Genomic DNA, 18,290 nt, shown 5'->3' with positions numbered 1-18,290 from the left:
ATTTATTGGAACGTTCCATTTAATAGGCGCTGCAAAGGGAGAGGTCGATGGATATTGTCTTGCCTGCCGAAGGTGGACGCAACGCCCGCTACGCGCTTGTTGGACAGCCGGTGCAGCCGGCGATCGGCGCACGGTTTTCACGCGTCGCCTATGCCGCGGCGCATGTCGTTGCCGATCCCCTCGAAATGACCGATCCATGGTCGCGGCCCGCGGTCGACTGGGACAGGACGATGGCGTTCCGCCATCATTTGTGGCGGCTCGGCTTCCGCATTGCCGAGGCGATGGACACCTCGCAGCGCGGCATGGGTTTCGACTGGGCCAATGCGAAGGAATTGATCCGCCGCTCGATCGCCGAGGCGCGCACCGTCGAAGGCGCCGATCTTGCCTCGGGTGCGGGAACCGATCATCTGGCGCCGGCCGCTGCCGGGACGCTCGACGATGTGATCGCGGCCTATGACGAGCAGTTCGCCTTCATCGAAGGGCAGGGCGGCAAGGCGATCATGATGGCCAGCCGCGCATTGGCGGCTGTCGCGAAGGCTCCGGACGATTATGCGCGCGTCTATGACCGCATCTTGAGCCAGGCCTCCGGCAAGGTCATCCTGCACTGGCTGGGTGACATGTTCGACCCTGCCTTGAAGGGCTATTGGGGCAGCCGCGATTTCGAGACCGCGCTCGATACGGTGGTCGCCATCATCGAACGCCACGCAGACAAGGTCGAGGGCATAAAGATATCGCTTCTCGATGCCGGCAAGGAAGTCGCGCTGCGTAACCGGTTGCCGGACGGCGTCGTGATGTTCACCGGCGACGACTTCAACTACCCCGAACTGATCGCCGGCGACGGCAACAGGCATTCGCACGCGCTGCTTGGCATTTTCGACGCCATCGCGCCGGTCGCCAACGCCGCCCTGGCAAGGCTCGCCGTCGGCGACCGCGCCGGCTATGACGCGCTGATGGCGCCGACGGTGCCGCTATCGCGAAAAATCTTCGAGGCGCCGACCGAATATTACAAGGCCGGCATCGTCTTCATGGCCTGGTTGAACGGCCACCAGGACCATTTCACCATGGTCGGGGGCATGCAGTCGGCGCGCGGCATCCGCCACTACGCCGAAATCTTTCGCCTTGCCGACCAGGCAGGCCTGCTGGCCGATCCTGACCTTGCCGTATCACGGATGAAGAACCTGTGTGTCGTCGCAGGCATCTAAGCCGAACGAGACGTTTTCGATCACCATCGAGCGAAGGCAGAGCTACGTGGCGCTGCGGGGGAGCCGCAGTTGCGTGCATGATACCGAAAGTCTGAGATTGGATGGTGGGCGTGACAGGGATTGAACCTGTGACCCCTGCAATGTCAATGCAGTGCTCTCCCGCTGAGCTACACGCCCATCCGAAGCCGCGCATACACCATTTTTGGTCGGGCGCGTCAATAGCGAGAAAAAGGAAAGAAGGCGTCGTCTCGCCGCACCGGCAAACAGATGCCGATGCCTCGGTTGAAGGCGGCTCAGGCCGCCTGCAGCATCTTCTCGACCTCGTTGACGAGATCGCGCAGGTGGAAGGGCTTCGACAGCACCTTGGCGTCTTTCGGCGCCTTGGAATCCGGGTTCAGCGCAACGGCGGCGAAACCGGTGATGAACATGACCTTGAGGTCGGGATCGATCTCGGTGGCGCGACGCGCCAGTTCGATGCCGTCCATCTCCGGCATGACGATGTCGGTCAACAGCAGCGAGAACGGCTCCTCGCGCAGCCGCTCATAGGCGCTGGCGCCATTGTCGAAATCGCTGACCTGGTAGCCGGCGCGTTCCAGCGCCTTGACGAGGAAACGACGCATATCGTCGTCGTCTTCCGCCAGAAGAATGCGTGCCATGATATCCCGTCCGAATCACCCGCCCGAGACTGCCGCCCAGGCAGCCCGTTAACCATCCTGTATATGAGGCGGTGACGGTAAACATCAAGTGAATGCTGCGAAGCATTATCCGCATTCGGCGGGGCGATGCGGATGGCGAAATGCTGGACATGCGGCCAGCAAGGTGGCACTTTCATATCATGATGCATCGGTGTTTTCGGGTTCGTGCAAATTGAAGACGGCAGCCGAGGATTTTTCGGTCGTTCAACCCTTCGAAATCCGATCGGGCGTCGAACAGCGCGTCCCCTTCCTGTTCAACTCACCACATAGCGGCCGCTACTATCCGGAACGCTTCCTCGCCATGGCGAGGCTCGACCGCAACGCCATCCGCCGCTCGGAAGATTGCTACGTCGATGAATTGTTCGGCGGCGCCGTGGCGCTTGGCGCGCCGATGCTGGCGGCGAATTTCCCGCGCGCCTATCTCGACGTCAATCGCGAGCCTTGGGAACTCGACCCGCGCATGTTCGCCGAGCCGGTGCCGTCCTTCTGCAACATCCGCTCGGCGCGGGTGGCCGGCGGACTTGGCACGGTGCCGAAGCTGGTGGGCGAGGGGCTCGACATCTATTCCGGTCGCCTGCCGCTCGCCGAAGCCGTCGCCCGCATCGAGGCCGTTTACAAGCCCTATCATGAAACGCTGAAGCGGCTTTTGACCAGGACCCATGCCCGTTTCGGCTTTGCCGTGCTGATCGACTGCCATTCGATGCCGGCAAGCATCCGTGTCGGCGACAGCGGTCTGCGGCCGGACTTCATCATCGGCGACCGTTTCGGCATCTCGGCCACCGCTGCCCTGACCGAGACGGCGATCGGCCTGTTGACCGCGATGGGCTATACCGTTGCCCACAACAAGCCCTATGCCGGCGGCTTCATCACGGAGCACTATGGCCGCCCGGCGCGTCATCTGCATGCGCTGCAGATCGAGGTCAATCGCGGGCTCTACATGAATGAACGGACGTTCGAGAAGACTGCCGGCTTCGACGCGCTGGCCGATGATCTGACGCGATTTTCAGCGGATCTCATGGCGATGCCCGACCATCACTTCATCGACCTGCCGCTGGCCGCGGAGTGAAATAGCCGGCCCGAGGCGCAGGCGTAAAAAAAGACCGCATCGTTTGCACGATACGGTCGAAGTCTAGGGAGGAAACGCCCAAGGAGGGCATGGACAGGAAACCCTGTCCGAGGTTGAGGGTATTGTGCGGTGCACAAATGTCAAGCGATCTTCAGGCTTTTTTAATTCAGAGTGATGTGGAAATTGCGTTTCGATGACGCAGATGTGACATTCGGGCAACAGATGTCGCCGCGAATAAATCGATAAACAGGCTTGTTTTGGCGGGAAAGTGTCGGCAGAGCCCGGTGAGGCACTCGGCAATGCGGGAGAATCAGTTGGACATCAGCATCGATTTCATGCGCCGCATCGCGCAGGCGGCAGCGGTCGAGACCTTGCCGCGCTTTCGCGCCCAGGGTGCCGTCGCCAACAAGGAAAAAGGCAGTTTTGACCCGGTCACGGAAGCCGACCGCGAGACCGAACGCGCCATCCGGGCGCTGATATCGGCGCAGTATCCCGACCATGGCATTCTCGGCGAGGAGCATGGCAGCGAAAACACCTCCAGCCGGCATGTCTGGGTGATCGATCCGATCGACGGCACGCGCGCCTTCATCTCCGGCCTGCCGGTGTGGGGGACGCTGGTCGGGCTGACCGTCGACGGCGACGCGGTCGCCGGCATGATGGCGCAGCCTTTCACCGGCGAGCTGTTCTACGCCAACGCCTCGGGCTCGCACTATGAGGGGCCGGGCGGTCCGCGCAAGCTTTCGACCCGCAAGACGACAAGGCTCGACGAGGCGACGCTGTTCACCACCACGCCGGCACTGTTCAAGGGCGAGGCGCGCACGCGCTATGACGCGTTCGAGAAACAGGTGCAGCTGGCCCGCTACGGCGCCGATTGCTATGCCTTCGCCATGATCGCCTCGGGGAGCGTCGACATCGTCGCCGATCCCGGCCTGAAACCCTACGACATCGTGGCGCTGATCCCGATCATCGAGAAGGCGGGCGGCGTCGTCACCACCTTCGATGGCGGACCGGCGGAAAAGGGCGGCGATGTGCTAGCGGCGGCGACGCCGGAGCTTCACGCGGCGGCCATGGCTGCCCTTCGCGGCTGATATCTCCGCGCTTTCTTTGAAGCCGTTGCTTCAGCGCGATCTGATCGAGCGCTGGAATTCCGCCGGTGTGCGTCCATAGGCCTGTCTGAACGACGCGCTGAAATGGCTGTGGCTGGAAAAGCCGAGGTCCATGCCCAAAGCGGTCAGATTGTCGTAGCGGCCAAGCAGGTCGAGCGCGCGCGCCAGCCGCAGGCGCAGATGATAGCGATAGAGCGGGATGGCCTCGACCTGCTGGAATATTTGCGTCAGATAGACCGGTGAGACTCCGACCTCGGCGGCAATCTCGGCCAGCGTCCAGCGCCGCGACAGATCCGACGCCAGCACCAGCTTGGCGCGGTCGACCAGCTTCTGCCGTCCGGGGCTGGCGCCCGCGACGTGCGAAGTGCGCTCGCCGAGTGAGCGCCGCACCAGCGTTAGCGCCAGCGTCTCGGCCTCCAGCGTTTCGGCGACATTGCGGCTCAGGCTGTGGCGCAACAGCGCCACCAAGGCCTGCGCGCGCGGATCGATGCGCCGGCGCTGGCGGCGAAACGCCAGGACGCCGCTGGCGCGCAACTGCTCCTGCGGCGCCAGTTCCCGCAAGTGGCCTTCCTCGATGACGAGGTCGAGGCAGGCGTCGCCGCCCTCAATTGGATGGCTGACCTGGTAGGTCTCGGCCTCATTGAAGAAAAGCAGCTGATTGGCTTCCGCGACCGCATCATTGCGGCCGACATGACGCACAAAGATGCCGCGATAGGCAAACACCAGATGCGTCGCCGACGTGCACTCCTCATCGCTCCTGTGACGGCATTCGCCGCTGCAGACGACATCCCGCACCCTGACAGTGCCGGTGTCCAGAAGGAGCTGAACCTTGAATTGCGACATGGCCGTTGCGCTCATCCCTCGTGCCGGAAACTGATTCCGGCATTGCGATGGGCACTTTAGGCAAGCGGCCTGCCCAATCTTGTCAGGAGACTTTCTCGCTGGGGCTGCTCAATCCCATGAGCGGCGCCTGAACTCCGAATAGGCTTGGCCGCGTGACAGACCGATGTCCTTGAGCTGTTCGTCGGTCATTTCCAGCAAGGCAAGCCGGCTTCGGCGCTTCTCCATCTGGCGGGCGAGCCATCTCGCCGCCGCGATGCATTGGGCGTGCAAGGCGTGCAGGGTGGTTACGGTGTGGACTGGCGGCACCTGGGCCTGGCCAGCCAGGCGTTGTGCCGCTGCGTGATCGGTGCGCATGGCTCATTCCTCGCTCACGCCGGCCGCCGAGGCGCCGGCCTCGTTCAGCGCCGTCGCGCATTCCTCGCAGCAGACCTCGACGGTCTTGCCGCCGACCTTGACGCGGATCGGGTTGGCATCCAGCTGGCAATCGCAGGCGGCGCAGGTTTTCTCGGTCATGATCTCATCTCCATGGCGTTCAATTCGACGCATTGAGATGAGCATTTCGGGGTGGGGGCGGGCTGTCATAATCTTTAGCGGTTTGCCCGCCGCGAGGGGCGGCTGGCCAATTATCCTGACAACGGTATGTCAGCTATGCCAGCCTTCGAAGGAACCGCGGTGCCGGTCAGGCCGTCGGATCGTCCGAGCCAGGAATGAAGGCGTCGAAGGCGGCAAGGAATTGTTCGCGGTAGAGGTCGACCTCCTGCAGGATCTCGTGCTTGGAGCCGTCGATCATCAGCAGCGAGCCGAGCCTCAGGCTTCTGGCGTAGGCCTCGACCGCCCTGGTCGAGACGACCTGGTCGGCGCCAGCGGCGATGATCAGCAGAGGCACCTGTATCCGCGCCATGAAGTCGGGGTCGCTCACCGCTTCCGACGCCTTTGCCGCTGCCTGCAGCCAGCGGATCGTCGGACCGCCAAGCGCCATTCGCGGATACTCTTCGTAGATGCGCGTGTTGCGACGATAGCGGCGCGGATCCGACGTTACCTTATTGGCCTCGAAAGGCAGCGTGTGTCTGGGCCGCGGACCCCAGGCGGCATAGAGCCGGCCAAGGCCCAGAATGCAGAGGACCGAACAGATACGGCGGACCGTCCGGATCGAGACCGGCAGGTCGGGCAGGGTCAGGAACGGCGCGATCAGCACCATGCGCCGCACGCGATTGACCATGGACGGCGCGGCAAGAAGCGCGATCACGGCGCCGGCTGAATGGGCGAGGATGTAATACGGCCCGCGGCAATCGGGCAGCACGATCTCCTCGAAGAACTGCTCCAGATCGGCCGTGTAGTCGCGGAAGGACCTGACATAGCCGCGCTGGCGATCGCGGATCAGCCGGTCGGAATCGCCTTGGCCGCGCCAATCGAGCGTGGCGACGCCAAAGCCGCGGGCGGCAAGGTCGCGGATGGTTTCGAAATATTTCTCGATGCACTCGTTGCGGCCGGACAGCAGCACCACGGTGCCCCGCATCGGGCGCGCCACCGCCGCGAACAGGCCATAGCGGATCTTCTTGCGGTCGCGGGTGACGAAAAAGCCTCCGGTGGCGTTTTCTGGCCGCGGATTGTCCTCGGATTCGTGGAAAAGCGGCGTGTCTTGGAGAAGGTCCGTCATGCGGCGCTTTGTGCTCGGCGTCTTCAGGTGCCAGCCTGTCCCGGCTGGCCTCGTCAAGGTGATAGACGCCAATGCATCAAAAGCAAAGCAAATCCGGCTTGTGCCGGGATCGTAACGGGGAAGGCCGGAAGCCGCTCGAAGGCGTGCTTCCGGCCCCTGTCGATCCGGGAGGAAGGGACGTTAACACCCGGTTCGGCCTCGTTGCGGCACCTTTATAAAACCCGGCGCCGCCAATCCTTGATCTTGGTGCCACTTTAGCGGCGGCTGTCTGAACGGGCGCCGAAGCGCCGGTTCATCTGCCGTTCATCAAGGGGCAACCCATCCAGTTTTTGCCGCCGGGCGAAATCTTGAAATGCATTGGGGCGCTCCCCAAATGTGGAATGCGGTCGCCAATGTCGGGGCCGCTGGTCCTGCCGAAACGCCGCTTACGGGTTTCGCACCGGCCATACGCAAACCATGTTGCTCAACAGGAGAACACCTCATGCGTCACGTTGATTTTTCCCCGCTTTACCGTTCGACCGTCGGCTTCGACCGTCTCTTCACCATGCTGGATTCGCTTGCGCAGCCCGATGGCGCGCAGACCTATCCGCCCTACAATATCGAGCGCACCGGTGAGGATTCCTACCGGATTTCCATGGCGGTTGCCGGCTTCTCGGACGAGGAAATCTCGATCGAAGCTCACCGCAACGTGCTGACCGTGAAGGGTGAGCGCAAGGACGAGGGCAACGGTGAAGGCTCCGAGCTGCTCTATCGCGGCATTGCCTCCAGGGCCTTCGAGCGCCGCTTCCAGCTTGCCGACCACGTTGAAGTCGTCGGCGCCACGCTGAAGAACGGCCTGCTCTTCGTCGACCTCAAGCGCAACATTCCCGAGGAACTGAAGCCGCGCAAGATCGCGATCACCTCGGCCCCGGCCAAGGCCAAGCAGATCGAGGCCAAGACCGCTGCGTAATGTAGCTTAGGAATAGAACCGTCTCCTCCCGAGACGAAAGCGGCGCCGAGAGGCGCCGCTTTTTTGTTGATCGGCAGATGGATTGTTATCCGGCGATCAACTTGCCAAAGCGGTCGACTTCCTCGGCTGACGTCGCGAAGCTGGTGACGAAACGATAGAGCAGCTCGTCCTCGCCGATATGGCCGTCAAAGCCGTGCGGCTTGTGCCAGTCGTAGAAGGCGGCGCCGGCAGCCTGCAGCCTCTCGGCCTCGGTCTTCTTGATCACGGCGAACACCTCGTTGGCCTGCGGCAGCCAGGCCAGCTTCGCGTGGGCCGAATCCTCGATCGCCGCCGCGAGGCGGGCGGCCATGGCGTTGGCGTGGCGCGCTGTGTCGAGCCACAGACCGTCCTTGAAATAGGCTTCGAACTGAGCGGCGACGAACCGCGACTTCGAAAACAGCTGGGCGGCGCGCTTGCGCAGGAAGGCCAATTCCTTGGCGCGGTCGAGGTCGAACAGCACGATCGCTTCGGCGCACCAGCAGCCATTCTTGGTGCCGCCGAAGGACAGGATGTCGACACCGCGCTTCCAGGTCATTTCGGCCGGCGTCGTGTCGAGCGCGACCAGCGCATTGGCAAAGCGGGCGCCATCCATGTGCAGCGGCACGGAATGCCGTTTTGCGATGGCCGAAATCGTCTCGATCTCATTCAGGCCGTAGATAGTGCCGACCTCGGTCGACTGGGTGATCGAAACCGCCATTGGCCGTCCCCAGTGGACGATTTCGGGCGCGAAGCGGCCAATGGTCCGCTCCAGATTGTGCGCGTCGATCTTGCCCAGTGCGCCGTCGACGGCGTGCAAGCGCGCGCCGCCGGAAAAATACTCCGGCGCGCCGCATTCGTCTTCGATGACATGCGATTCGCGGTGGGCAAAGGAAATGCCGCCGGGTTTGTTGAAGGTGGTCAACGACAGCGCGTTGGCGGCGGTGCCGGTCGCTACGAAGAACACCGCGACCTCGCGTTCGAAAATCTCATTGAACCTGATGTAGACCGCCTGGTCGAGCGCGCCGTCGCCATAGGCGGTGGCAAAGCCGCCGGCCGCGGCCGACAGGCCGGCAACGATGTTGGGATGGGCGCCTGCCCAATTGTCGGAAGCGAAGAACATGCATCTGCCTATGTCTGGGGAAGATCGGGGTTTTGGGGAAAATCGGCCGGAGTTGAACGGTTTCATGCGCCAACCGCAAGGGCCAGATGCCCGAAAACCGTTAAAGCCAGCCAAGCCGACAGGGCAGGGATCGGCGACTGAAGCTTACGTTTTTCCTCAACGTCACGTAATTTTATGTCGCGGAACGCTCAAGTTTTTTGTGAATCGGTCTTGTGTGCGTCGGGGAATTCTGCCATAAAAATTTAGGACAGTAGTGCTGTCTTATTTTGTCGCACAAAACAGGCTGGATTGGCGTAACATATTGGCCTCTCCGGCTGTTGCTGCGAGCGACAGGTGGACGGCCAGACTCTGGCCTGTACGATACCAGACGCGAACCATGCGGAAAGCCGCCTGGTTCGGCAAGGATTTCGCAAGACGTGCCGCAAGGATCAGGGTGAGCCAAGCGCTTGCCGAGGCAAACCAGCGCCTGAAGGGCTGGAACGGAGGACAGGACAATGACGGACATGACGCTCTCTGCGACGAACGGCCAGGCCGCGCAGACGAAAGCGGCTGCCGTCAAAAATACGCCGCGAACCGACATTGGCCGAACTGATATTGGCCGAACCGGGTTTGCCCCTCGGGGCCTCTACGATCCGCGCAACGAACATGATGCCTGCGGCGTCGGTTTCATCGTCAACATGAAGGGCGTGAAGTCGCATCAGATCGTCAAGGACGGCCTTGCCGTGCTCGAAAACCTGACGCATCGCGGCGCCGTCGGCGCCGACCCGCTGGTCGGCGACGGCGCCGGCGTGCTGGTGCAGCTTCCGGACCAGTTCTTCCGTGAGGAGATGGCGGCCCAGGGCATCGAATTGCCGCCGGCGGGCCAATATGGCGTCGGACACTGGTTCATGCCGCAGGACGCAGCACTTCGCGCCCATATCGAGGACATCATCGCCGAATCGGCGCAGTCCGAAGGGCTGCCGCTCATCGGCTTCCGCGACGTGCCCGTCGACAATTCGTCGCTGTCGAAGGCACCCGACATCGTCGCGTCCGAGCCGTTCCATCGCCAGGTCTTCATCGGCCGCACATCAGATATTCCCGATGACGAGGAATACGAGGCCCGGCTCTATCTGCTGCGCAAGGTCATCTCGGGCCGTATCTATGCCGAGAACGACAACAAGGACATCGGCGCCTATTGCGTGTCGCTGTCGGCGCGCACCATCGTCTACAAGGGCATGTTCCTGGCCTATCAGGTCGGCGCCTATTACAGGGATCTCAAGGACCCGCGCTTCGAGACCGCGCTGATTCTCGTCCACCAGCGTTTCTCGACCAACACCTTCCCGTCATGGAAGCTGGCGCATCCCTACCGCATGGTCGCGCACAATGGCGAGATCAACACGGTGCGCGGCAACAACAACTGGATGGCGGCGCGCCAGGCCTCGGTCGATTCCGAGCTGTTCGGCAACAACATCTCGAAGCTGTGGCCGATCTCCTATGACGGCCAGTCCGACACGGCGTGCTTCGACAATGCGCTCGAATTCCTGTTCCAGGGCGGTTACAGCCTCAGCCACGCCATGATGATGCTGATCCCGGAAGCCTGGGCCGGCAACAAGCTCATGGATGCCGACCGCAAGGCTTTCTACGAATACCATGCCGCCCTGATGGAGCCGTGGGACGGGCCGGCCGCGGTCGCCTTCACCGATGGCCGCCAGATCGGCGCTACGCTCGACCGCAACGGCCTGCGCCCCGCACGCTACATCGTCACCGACGATGACCGCGTCATCATGGCTTCCGAAGCCGGCGTGCTGCCGGTGCCGGAGGAGAAGATCGTGCAGAAGTGGCGGCTGCAGCCCGGCCGCATGCTTCTGATCGACCTTGCCAAGGGCCGCATCGTGCCCGATGAGGAGATCAAGTCGGAGATCGCCACCAGGCATCCCTACAAGACCTGGCTCGCCAACACGCAGCTCATCCTGGAAGATCTGAAGCCGGTCGAGCCGCGCGCGCTGCGCAAGGATGTCAGCCTGCTCGATCGCCAGCAGGCGTTCGGCTACACCCAGGAAGACACCAAGTTGTTGATGTCGCCGATGGCGACCACCGGCCAGGAAGCCGTTGGTTCGATGGGCACCGACACGCCGATCTCGGCGATGTCGGACAAGTCGAAGCTGCTCTACACCTATTTCAAGCAGAACTTTGCCCAGGTCACCAACCCGCCGATCGACCCGATCCGCGAGGAGCTGGTGATGAGCCTGGTGTCCTTCATCGGGCCGCGGCCGAACATCTTCGACCTGGTCGGCAATTCGCGCCGCAAGCGGCTCGAAGTGCGCCAGCCGATCCTGACCAATGGCGATCTGGAGAAGATCCGCTCCATCGGGCATACCGAGGACCGTTTCGACACCAAGACCATCGACATCACCTATGGCTCGAACGAGGGCGCTGCCGGCATGCAGGGCGCTATCGACCGCCTGTGCGAACGCGCCGAGGCGGCAGTCGCCGGCGGTTACAACATCATCATCCTGTCCGACCGCCAGCTCGGCCCGGACCGCATCGCCATCCCGGCGCTGCTGGCGACGGCTGCGGTGCACCATCACCTGATCCGCAAGGGGCTGCGCACCTCCGTCGGCCTGGTCGTGGAATCCGGCGAGCCGCGCGAAGTGCATCATTTCTGCTGCCTTGCCGGCTATGGCGCCGAAGCGATCAACCCCTATCTCGCCTTCGACACGCTCACCGACATGCACAAGCGCGGTGAGCTGCCGGAAGAGGTCGACGCCTACGAGGTCGTGTCGCGCTACATCAAGTCGATCGGCAAGGGCATCCTCAAGGTGATGTCCAAGATGGGCATCTCGACCTATCAGTCCTATTGCGGCGCGCAGATCTTCGACGCCATCGGGCTGAAGACCGATTTCGTCGAGAAGTATTTCACCGGCACGGCGACGCTGATCGAAGGCGTTGGGCTGGACGAGGTCGCGGGCGAAACCGTCAGCCGCCACACGGACGGTTTCGGCAATGATCCGGTGCTGCGCAACAGCCTCGAAGTCGGCGGCGAATATCTCTTCCGCATGCGCGGCGAGGCGCATATGTGGTCGCCCGACGCGGTCGCCACCTTGCAGCACGCCGTGCGCCAGGGCTCGTGGGAAACCTTCAAGGAGTATTCGGCGCAGATCGACAGCGAGACTGCCCGCGCGCAGACCATACGTGGCCTGTTCAAGATCAGGCTGGCGGAGGAGACCGGCCGCAAGAAGGTCGCGCTCGACGACGTCATGCCGGCGGCCGAGATCGTCAAGCGCTTCTCGACCGGGGCGATGTCGTTCGGCTCGATCTCCAGGGAAGCGCACACCACGCTGGCGCGCGCCATGAACCAGATCGGCGGCAAGTCGAACACCGGCGAGGGCGGCGAAGAGGCCGACCGCTATTTGCCGCTGCCCGGCGGCGGCAAGAACCCGGAGCGCTCGGCGATCAAGCAGGTCGCCTCGGGGCGGTTCGGCGTGACGGCCGAATATCTTGTCAATTCCGATGTCATGCAGATCAAGGTGGCGCAGGGCGCCAAGCCCGGCGAGGGAGGCCAGCTGCCCGGCCACAAGGTCGATGCGACCATCGCCAAGGTCCGGCATTCGACGCCGGGCGTCGGCCTGATCTCGCCGCCGCCGCATCACGACATCTATTCGATCGAGGATCTGGCGCAGCTGATCTATGATCTGAAGAACGTCAACCCGGCGGCCGACGTGTCGGTCAAGCTGGTGTCGGAAGTCGGCGTCGGCACGGTCGCGGCCGGCGTCGCCAAGGCGCGCGCCGACCACATCACCATTTCGGGCTATGATGGCGGCACCGGTGCCTCGCCGCTGACCTCGCTCAAGCATGCCGGCAGCCCGTGGGAAATGGGCCTGGCCGAGACCCACCAGACGCTGGTGCTGAACGGCTTGCGTTCGCGCGTCGCGCTGCAGGTCGACGGCGGCTTGCGCACCGGGCGTGACGTCATCATCGGCGCGCTGCTCGGCGCCGACGAGTTCGGCTTCTCGACCGCGCCGCTGATCGCGGCTGGCTGCATCATGATGCGCAAGTGCCACTTGAACACCTGTCCGGTTGGCGTCGCCACCCAGGACCCGGTGCTGCGCAAGCGCTTCAAGGGCACGCCCGAGCATGTCATCAACTTCTTCTTCTACGTGGCGGAAGAGGTGAGGGCGCTGCTGGCCGAGATGGGCTACACCCATATCGACCAGATTATCGGCGACAGCGATCTTCTGGAAAAGCGCGACGTGGTCCAGCACTGGAAGGCGCGCGGCCTCGACTTCTCGAAGATGTTCTACAAGCCCGATGCGCCGCACGAAGCGGTGCACTGGACCGAGCGGCAGAAGCACCCGATCGACGACGTGCTCGACCGCAAGCTGATTGAACTGGCCAAGCCCGCACTGGAGGCCAAGCAGCCGGTCAAGATCGAGGTGGACATCCGCAATGTCGACCGTTCGACCGGCGCGATGCTATCGGGTGAAGTCGCCAAGCGCTTCAAGCACAAGGGCCTGCGCGAAGACACGATCCAGGTGAAGCTGACCGGTACCGCCGGCCAGTCCTTCGGCGCCTTCCTGGCGCGCGGGGTCTCGTTCGAGCTTGTCGGCGCCGGCAATGACTATGTCGGCAAGGGCTTGTCGGGCGGGCGCATTGTCATCCGGCCGCCGGAAGAGGCGAGGATCGTGGCGGCCGACTCCATCATCGTCGGCAACACGGTGCTCTACGGCGCCACCGAGGGCGAAGCCTATTTCGCCGGTGTCGCCGGCGAACGCTTCGCGGTGCGCAATTCGGGCGTCGCGGCCGTCGTCGAAGGCGTCGGCGACCATGGCTGCGAATACATGACCGGCGGTGTCGTCGTCGTCATCGGCAAGACCGGCCGCAACTTCGCCGCCGGCATGTCGGGCGGCGTCGCCTACGTGCTGGACGAGGCCGGCGATTTCGCCGAGCGCTGCAACATGGCCATGGTCGAACTGGAGCCGGTGCCGGAAGAAGACGACCTGATGGAAAGGCTGCTGCATCATGGCGGCGATCTCGACCACAAGGGCCGCGTCGACGTGTCGGGCGACATGACCAGCCATGACGAGGAACGCCTCTACCAGCTGATCTCGAACCATGTGCACTATACGGGTTCGGTGCGCGGCCGCGAAATCCTCGACGACTGGACGACGTTCCGGCCGAAATTCCGCAAGATCATGCCGGTCGAATACCGCCGCGCGCTGATCGAGATGGAACGCATGCGCATGGGCGTCGCGGCCGAATAGATTTTAAGAGAATTGCCGGGGAGCCCAGGCTTCCCGGCCCCTTTCATCGACAGTTTGACCTCGGGCGCAAGGTTGCCATGGCTGCCTCAAGAGGTTAACGGGTGCGGCGAAAACCGCACCATCTGGACAGCAGGAACTGGACTATGGGCAAGGTAACAGGCTTTCTCGAAATCGACCGGCAGGTGCACAAGTACCAGCCGGCCTCCGACCGCATCCGGCACTTCCGCGAGTTCACGCTGCCGATGTCGGATAAGGAGGTCGAGAAACAGGCCGCGCGCTGCATGGACTGCGGCATTCCGTTCTGTCACGGGCCGACCGGTTGCCCGATCCACAACCAGATCCCGGACTGGAACGACCTCGTCTACAACAGGGACTGGGACAACGCGATCCGCAACCTGCACTCGACCAACAATTTCCCTGAGTTCACCGGCCGCATCTGTCCCGCCCCTTGCGAGGAAGCCTGCACGCTGAACCTCGAGGACATTCCGGTCGCCATCAAGACGGTGGAACAGGCGATCGCCGACAAGGCTTACGAGACCGGCCACATCAGGCCCTATCCGCCGGAGAAGAAGACCGGCAAGCGGGTCGCCATCATCGGCTCCGGCCCGGCCGGCATGGCAGCCGCACAGCAGCTCGGCCGCGCCGGCCATGACGTCCATGTCTATGAGCGCGAGAGCCGCCCGGGCGGGCTGATGCGTTACGGCATTCCCGACTTCAAGATCGAGAAGCACTATATCGACCGGCGCATCGAGCAGATGCAGGGCGAGGGCGTGACCTTCCATTGCGGCGTCAATGTCGGTGTCGACAAGCCCGTCGCCGAACTGCTCGCCGAACATGACGCGGTGCTCTATTGCGGCGGCTCGGAGACGCCGCGTGCGGCCAACATTCCGGGCGACGATCTCGGCGGCGTGCATGACGCCATGCCCTATCTGGTGCAGCAGAACCGCCGCGTCGGTGGCGAGCCGATCCAGTCCGTGGCATGGCCGTCGCACCCGATCATCGCCGGCGGGCAGCATGTCGTCGTCGTAGGCGGCGGTGATACCGCCTCCGACTGCGTCGGCACCGCCTTCCGCCAGGGCGCGGTGCGCGTCACCCAGCTCGACATCCGCCCGCAGCCGCCCGAGAAGGAAGACAAGCTCGCGGTGTGGCCCTACTGGGCGACCAAGATGCGCACCTCGTCCTCGCAGGCCGAGGGTGCGGAACGCGAATTCCAGGTGGCAACGCTCGAATTCATCGGCGAGGACGGCCAGCTGACCGGCGTCAAATGCTGTGAGGTCGACGAGAAGCGCAAGCCGATCGCCGGCACCGAATTCGTCATCCGCGCCGATCTCGCCTTCATCGCGATCGGCTTTGCCGGACCGGCGATGGTGGGCGTGGCGAAGGAACTCGAGGGTGAGATGAAAATCGTCACAGACAGCCGCCGCTCGCGGAATGTCGAGGCCAATGACCGCGACTACAGGACCAGCGTCGACCGGCTCTATGCGGCGGGCGACGTGCGCCGTGGCCAGTCGCTGGTCGTCTGGGCGATCCGCGAAGGCCGCCAGGCGGCGCGCTCGATCGACGAGGCGTTGATGGGGGCGAGCGTCCTGCCGCGCTGAGACCGCTTGATCTCGGAAGCTCCGAGTGATTAAGGGGTGATCGCCGTCGTCGTGTCGGTCGCCGCGGCTGTCGCCGGCGGCTCGGCTTTCGGCGGCCATGAGAAATCGTCGGCGCGGCCGGGCGCGGCCTCCGGCGCCTTGCCTTCGATCACCAGCCGCTCCCCGGGAAGAGCCGGATTGGCGTTTGCCGGCGGGGCGGCGCCGAGCAACTCGGTGCCGCCGTCGAGCGCCGGGTCGCTGAGCAGCATGGGTGCGGTGCGGTCGATGACAATGGGTGCCGCGGCCGGCGCCGGTGCCTCGACGGGCGCGCCCGCAGGTGCTGTCGCCGGGGCCACGCTGCCGGGTGTGGCCAGGCCTAGGATCTTCATCAGCGGCTTTTCGGTGTAGAAGGCGAGCTTGCGCTTGCCGGCCTTGGAGACGTTGATGCCGTCATCGGCGCGCAGCCGCACCGGCTGGCCGTTCATGTCGGGGCCGTTGGTGACGAAGGCGCCGTTCTCATCGACGAAGCCGTCCCAGACATCGACGAATTCGCCGCCATGGTTTTCGGCGGCCTGATGGTAGATGTCGTTGAAGGCCAGCATGTCGGAGGTCATCTTCGGCACCCGGAAGGCCGGCATGCCGACCCACAGGAAGGGCACCTTGGCGGTGGCGATGGCCTTGCCCAGTTCGTCGGTGCGGCGCTCATATTCCTTGGTCCAGTTCTCGGACCGGGGCTGCTCGCGCACGTCCCCCACCTTCATCTGCTGGCGGTCGTTGGAGCCCAGCATAACGACCACGGCGGTCGGTTTCTCGGTCTCGATCAGCGATTTGATCTGTTCGGGCCAGTTGTAGAAATCATCGCGCACGAAGCCGGATGAACCATTGGAGCGCGCGACGATCCTAACGGCTGGGTTGTCGGCAAAGGCTATGTCCAGGCCTTCGGCGAGGCCCGACGCCATGAAGTCGCCGACGACCAGGACGATGCGGGCGTCTGGCGCCTTTTCCGCTATCGGTGTTTGTGGCTCGACCGGCGCACGCGGAACCCTTGGTTTACGCGGCTTTGGTTTTGCCTTCTGGATGTCGAGCGGCGGCTCGACCCGCTCGCTGCGGCGCGGAAAGAGAAGGTCGCGCAACGACCATCCGCGATCTTGCTGCGGCTGCTCCTGCGCCATGGCCGGTACATGGAAGGCGCCGGCGGCGCCGATCGCCAGCAGGACGATCGCCAGAAAAAGGATCGGCGTGCGACGAGCAAGGATCGCGATACGCGCGGCCGAAACCAATCACTCCTCCATCCCCTTGCGCCTGGTTCCGCAAACCGGAGCCGGTTTTGCGGCCGGGCGCAAGTTCAAATTGCCATGGCGCCTGATATGCGCGCCCAAAATGCGCGCGGCGCTGTGGCCGGCTCTATTTTTGCCTGAGCCATTTGAGTACTTCCATGCTCGGGTAGCCGTCCTGGGTCAAGCCAACCTTTGCCTGATAGGCCATGATGGCGGTCTTTGAGCCGTCACCGATCTTGCCGTCGAACTTCCCGTCGTAAAGCCCGTGCTGCGAAAGCCGCTTCTGCAGCTCCTGCCGTTCCTCGAAGGTGAGCTTGGTGAAGGGCCGCTTCCAGTCCTGGACAAGGCCGTTGCCACCGGCGATTTCGTCGGCAAGAAGGCCAACGGCCAGGGCATATTTGTCGGCATTGTTGTAGGCCTTGATGACCGAGAAATTTCGGATCATCAGGAAAGCCGGCCCGCCACGGCCGTCCGGCACTTTCAGCGTCGCCTTGTCGGTGAGGTTCTTGAACGGCTTGCCGCTGGCCCTGGCGACGCCAAGCGCCTGCCATTGCGCCAGCGTCTTCGATCCGCCCGGCAGCTTGCCGGCCGGTATCGTGACTTCGTAGCCCCAGGTCTTGCCGGCCTGCCAGCCATTCTTCTTCAACAGATTGGCTGATGTCGCCAGCGCATCGGGGATGGAATTCCAGATGTCGCGCTTGCCGTTGCCATCCATGTCGACGGCATAGTGCTGGTAGCTGGTGGGGATGAACTGGGTCTGGCCCATGGCGCCGGCCCAGGAGCCCATCAGATGGCTTTCATCGATGTCGCCGGTCTGCAGGATTTTCAGGGCCGCGACCAGCTGGGTGCGGGCATATTTCGACCGCTTCGGGTCGCCATAACCCAAAGTCGCCAGCGACCGGATGACGTTGCGCATGATGTCGTCGCGCTTGAGGATCTCGCCATAGTTCGATTCCATCGACCAGATGGCCAGCAGAATGTAGCGATCGACGCCGAACCGCGCCTCGATCCTGTCCAGCCACGGCTTCCACTTCTTCGCCATCTGCTGCCCGACGGCGACAGACTGGTCGTGGACGCGATTATCGAAATAATCCCAGGCGGGCGCGGTGAATTCAGGCTGGGTGCGCGCCTTCTCCAGCACCACCGGATCGGGCTCTTTGATGTCCCTGAAAGCCTGGTCGTAGACAGCTCCGGAAACGCCACCGGCGACGGCAGTGGCGCGGAAGCTGGCGACCCATTGCCGGAAACCGGCATCGGCGAAAGCGGGTCCGGCAGGCATCAGCAGAGCGAGCGAGAGGCTGGCGGCCGTCATGACGCTGGTGAAACGTTTTGCGGCATTGCGAACGGACATGTTTTCCTCCTTCTCTGTCTCAGGAAAGACCATTCATCGCCGAACCGGGTTAGGAATTAGTTTACCATAGGTGCCGCTTGGAACGAAAAGACACCTCGATGCTTTAACCGGTGGAAGTTTCCCTCACCCGCCCCCACTAATCTTCAATTCCGGCGTGAAAATGTCGCGGGACAGGGATTGCGGAGCCGG

At 63.5% G+C, this 18,290-nt stretch carries 14 protein-coding genes and 1 tRNA gene; 6 read left to right on the top strand and 9 right to left on the bottom strand.

Annotation, left to right across the window (positions count from 1 at the left end):
• Nucleotides 1-47: 47 nt before the first annotated feature.
• A complete protein-coding gene (locus ACLGL5_RS34555; RefSeq protein WP_019861067.1) occupies nt 48-1,202 on the top strand; it encodes a dihydrodipicolinate synthase family protein in 1,155 nt (384 codons plus the stop codon).
• 102 nt (nt 1,203-1,304) lie between these two features.
• Here ACLGL5_RS34555 and ACLGL5_RS34550 read toward each other — a convergent pair.
• Nucleotides 1,305-1,379 (bottom strand) — tRNA-Val (locus ACLGL5_RS34550).
• Between the two features lie 116 nt (nt 1,380-1,495).
• On the bottom strand, nt 1,496-1,858 hold the full coding sequence (gene cpdR, locus ACLGL5_RS34545; RefSeq protein WP_006199474.1) for a cell cycle two-component system response regulator CpdR: 363 nt from the start codon (nt 1,856-1,858) through the stop codon (nt 1,496-1,498).
• Nucleotides 1,859-2,021: 163 nt separating this feature from the next.
• Between cpdR and ACLGL5_RS34540 the strand changes: the two genes are divergently transcribed.
• A complete protein-coding gene (locus tag ACLGL5_RS34540) occupies nt 2,022-2,963 on the top strand; it encodes an N-formylglutamate amidohydrolase (protein WP_027047377.1) in 942 nt (313 codons plus the stop codon).
• Nucleotides 2,964-3,277: 314 nt separating this feature from the next.
• A complete protein-coding gene (gene hisN / locus ACLGL5_RS34535) occupies nt 3,278-4,051 on the top strand; it encodes a histidinol-phosphatase (protein WP_027047376.1) in 774 nt (257 codons plus the stop codon).
• 30 nt (nt 4,052-4,081) lie between these two features.
• On the opposite strand, the gene ACLGL5_RS34530 is transcribed toward hisN, so the two are convergent.
• The 4 genes from ACLGL5_RS34530 to ACLGL5_RS34515 form a co-directional block, all read right to left on the bottom strand.
• Complete coding sequence (locus tag ACLGL5_RS34530) at nt 4,082-4,912, bottom strand: helix-turn-helix transcriptional regulator (RefSeq protein WP_027047375.1); 831 nt, start codon at nt 4,910-4,912, stop codon at nt 4,082-4,084.
• Nucleotides 4,913-5,020: 108 nt separating this feature from the next.
• Complete coding sequence (locus ACLGL5_RS34525) at nt 5,021-5,266, bottom strand: DUF1127 domain-containing protein (protein ID WP_019861063.1); 246 nt, start codon at nt 5,264-5,266, stop codon at nt 5,021-5,023.
• Nucleotides 5,267-5,269: 3 nt separating this feature from the next.
• Nucleotides 5,270-5,425, bottom strand: coding sequence for a hypothetical protein (locus ACLGL5_RS34520; RefSeq protein ID WP_019861062.1), 156 nt, complete (start codon nt 5,423-5,425; stop codon nt 5,270-5,272).
• A 166-nt stretch (nt 5,426-5,591) separates the two neighbouring features.
• Complete coding sequence (locus ACLGL5_RS34515) at nt 5,592-6,569, bottom strand: alpha/beta fold hydrolase (RefSeq protein ID WP_027047374.1); 978 nt, start codon at nt 6,567-6,569, stop codon at nt 5,592-5,594.
• Nucleotides 6,570-7,050: 481 nt separating this feature from the next.
• On the opposite strand from ACLGL5_RS34515, the gene ACLGL5_RS34510 reads away from it, so the two are divergent.
• Nucleotides 7,051-7,518 carry an Hsp20 family protein gene (locus ACLGL5_RS34510; protein WP_010911365.1) on the top strand — a complete coding sequence of 156 codons (468 nt, stop codon included), beginning with the start codon at nt 7,051-7,053 and terminating at the stop codon, nt 7,516-7,518.
• 85 nt (nt 7,519-7,603) lie between these two features.
• Here ACLGL5_RS34510 and ACLGL5_RS34505 read toward each other — a convergent pair whose 3' ends face one another.
• On the bottom strand, nt 7,604-8,656 hold the full coding sequence (locus tag ACLGL5_RS34505) for a threonine aldolase family protein (protein ID WP_019861060.1): 1,053 nt from the start codon (nt 8,654-8,656) through the stop codon (nt 7,604-7,606).
• Nucleotides 8,657-9,150: 494 nt separating this feature from the next.
• Between ACLGL5_RS34505 and gltB the strand changes: the two genes are divergently transcribed.
• Both gltB and ACLGL5_RS34495 read left to right on the top strand, forming a co-directional pair.
• Nucleotides 9,151-13,896 (top strand): glutamate synthase large subunit, encoded by a 4,746-nt coding sequence (gene gltB / locus ACLGL5_RS34500; protein ID WP_019861059.1) that lies wholly within the window; start codon nt 9,151-9,153, stop codon nt 13,894-13,896.
• 143 nt (nt 13,897-14,039) lie between these two features.
• Entirely contained in the window at nt 14,040-15,494 is a 1,455-nt protein-coding gene (locus tag ACLGL5_RS34495) for a glutamate synthase subunit beta (RefSeq protein WP_019861058.1), read from the top strand.
• Nucleotides 15,495-15,523: 29 nt separating this feature from the next.
• Here the strand turns inward: ACLGL5_RS34495 and ACLGL5_RS34490 are convergent, their stop codons facing one another.
• Nucleotides 15,524-16,753: an SGNH/GDSL hydrolase family protein gene (locus tag ACLGL5_RS34490; protein ID WP_069093082.1), complete on the bottom strand. Its 1,230-nt coding sequence runs from the start codon at nt 16,751-16,753 to the stop codon at nt 15,524-15,526.
• Nucleotides 16,754-16,877: 124 nt separating this feature from the next.
• Entirely contained in the window at nt 16,878-18,101 is a 1,224-nt protein-coding gene (locus tag ACLGL5_RS34485; protein ID WP_038653326.1) for a lytic murein transglycosylase, read from the bottom strand.
• Nucleotides 18,102-18,290: the final 189 nt, after the last annotated feature.

Source organism: Mesorhizobium sp. U510 (genome assembly GCF_059180695.1).
This window is presented reverse-complemented; position numbering and strand designations above follow the sequence as displayed.

Coding starts and splice junctions, on each gene's coding strand:
- ACLGL5_RS34555 (WP_019861067.1), top strand. CDS start 48: ATGGATATTGTCTTGCCTGCCGAAGGTGGACGCAACGCCCGCTACGCG.
- cpdR (WP_006199474.1), bottom strand. CDS start 1,858: ATGGCACGCATTCTTCTGGCGGAAGACGACGACGATATGCGTCGTTTC.
- ACLGL5_RS34530 (WP_027047375.1), bottom strand. CDS start 4,912: ATGTCGCAATTCAAGGTTCAGCTCCTTCTGGACACCGGCACTGTCAGG.
- ACLGL5_RS34525 (WP_019861063.1), bottom strand. CDS start 5,266: ATGCGCACCGATCACGCAGCGGCACAACGCCTGGCTGGCCAGGCCCAG.
- ACLGL5_RS34520 (WP_019861062.1), bottom strand. CDS start 5,425: ATGACCGAGAAAACCTGCGCCGCCTGCGATTGCCAGCTGGATGCCAAC.
- ACLGL5_RS34515 (WP_027047374.1), bottom strand. CDS start 6,569: ATGACGGACCTTCTCCAAGACACGCCGCTTTTCCACGAATCCGAGGAC.
- ACLGL5_RS34510 (WP_010911365.1), top strand. CDS start 7,051: ATGCGTCACGTTGATTTTTCCCCGCTTTACCGTTCGACCGTCGGCTTC.
- ACLGL5_RS34505 (WP_019861060.1), bottom strand. CDS start 8,656: ATGTTCTTCGCTTCCGACAATTGGGCAGGCGCCCATCCCAACATCGTT.
- gltB (WP_019861059.1), top strand. CDS start 9,151: ATGACGGACATGACGCTCTCTGCGACGAACGGCCAGGCCGCGCAGACG.
- ACLGL5_RS34495 (WP_019861058.1), top strand. CDS start 14,040: ATGGGCAAGGTAACAGGCTTTCTCGAAATCGACCGGCAGGTGCACAAG.
- ACLGL5_RS34485 (WP_038653326.1), bottom strand. CDS start 18,101: ATGTCCGTTCGCAATGCCGCAAAACGTTTCACCAGCGTCATGACGGCC.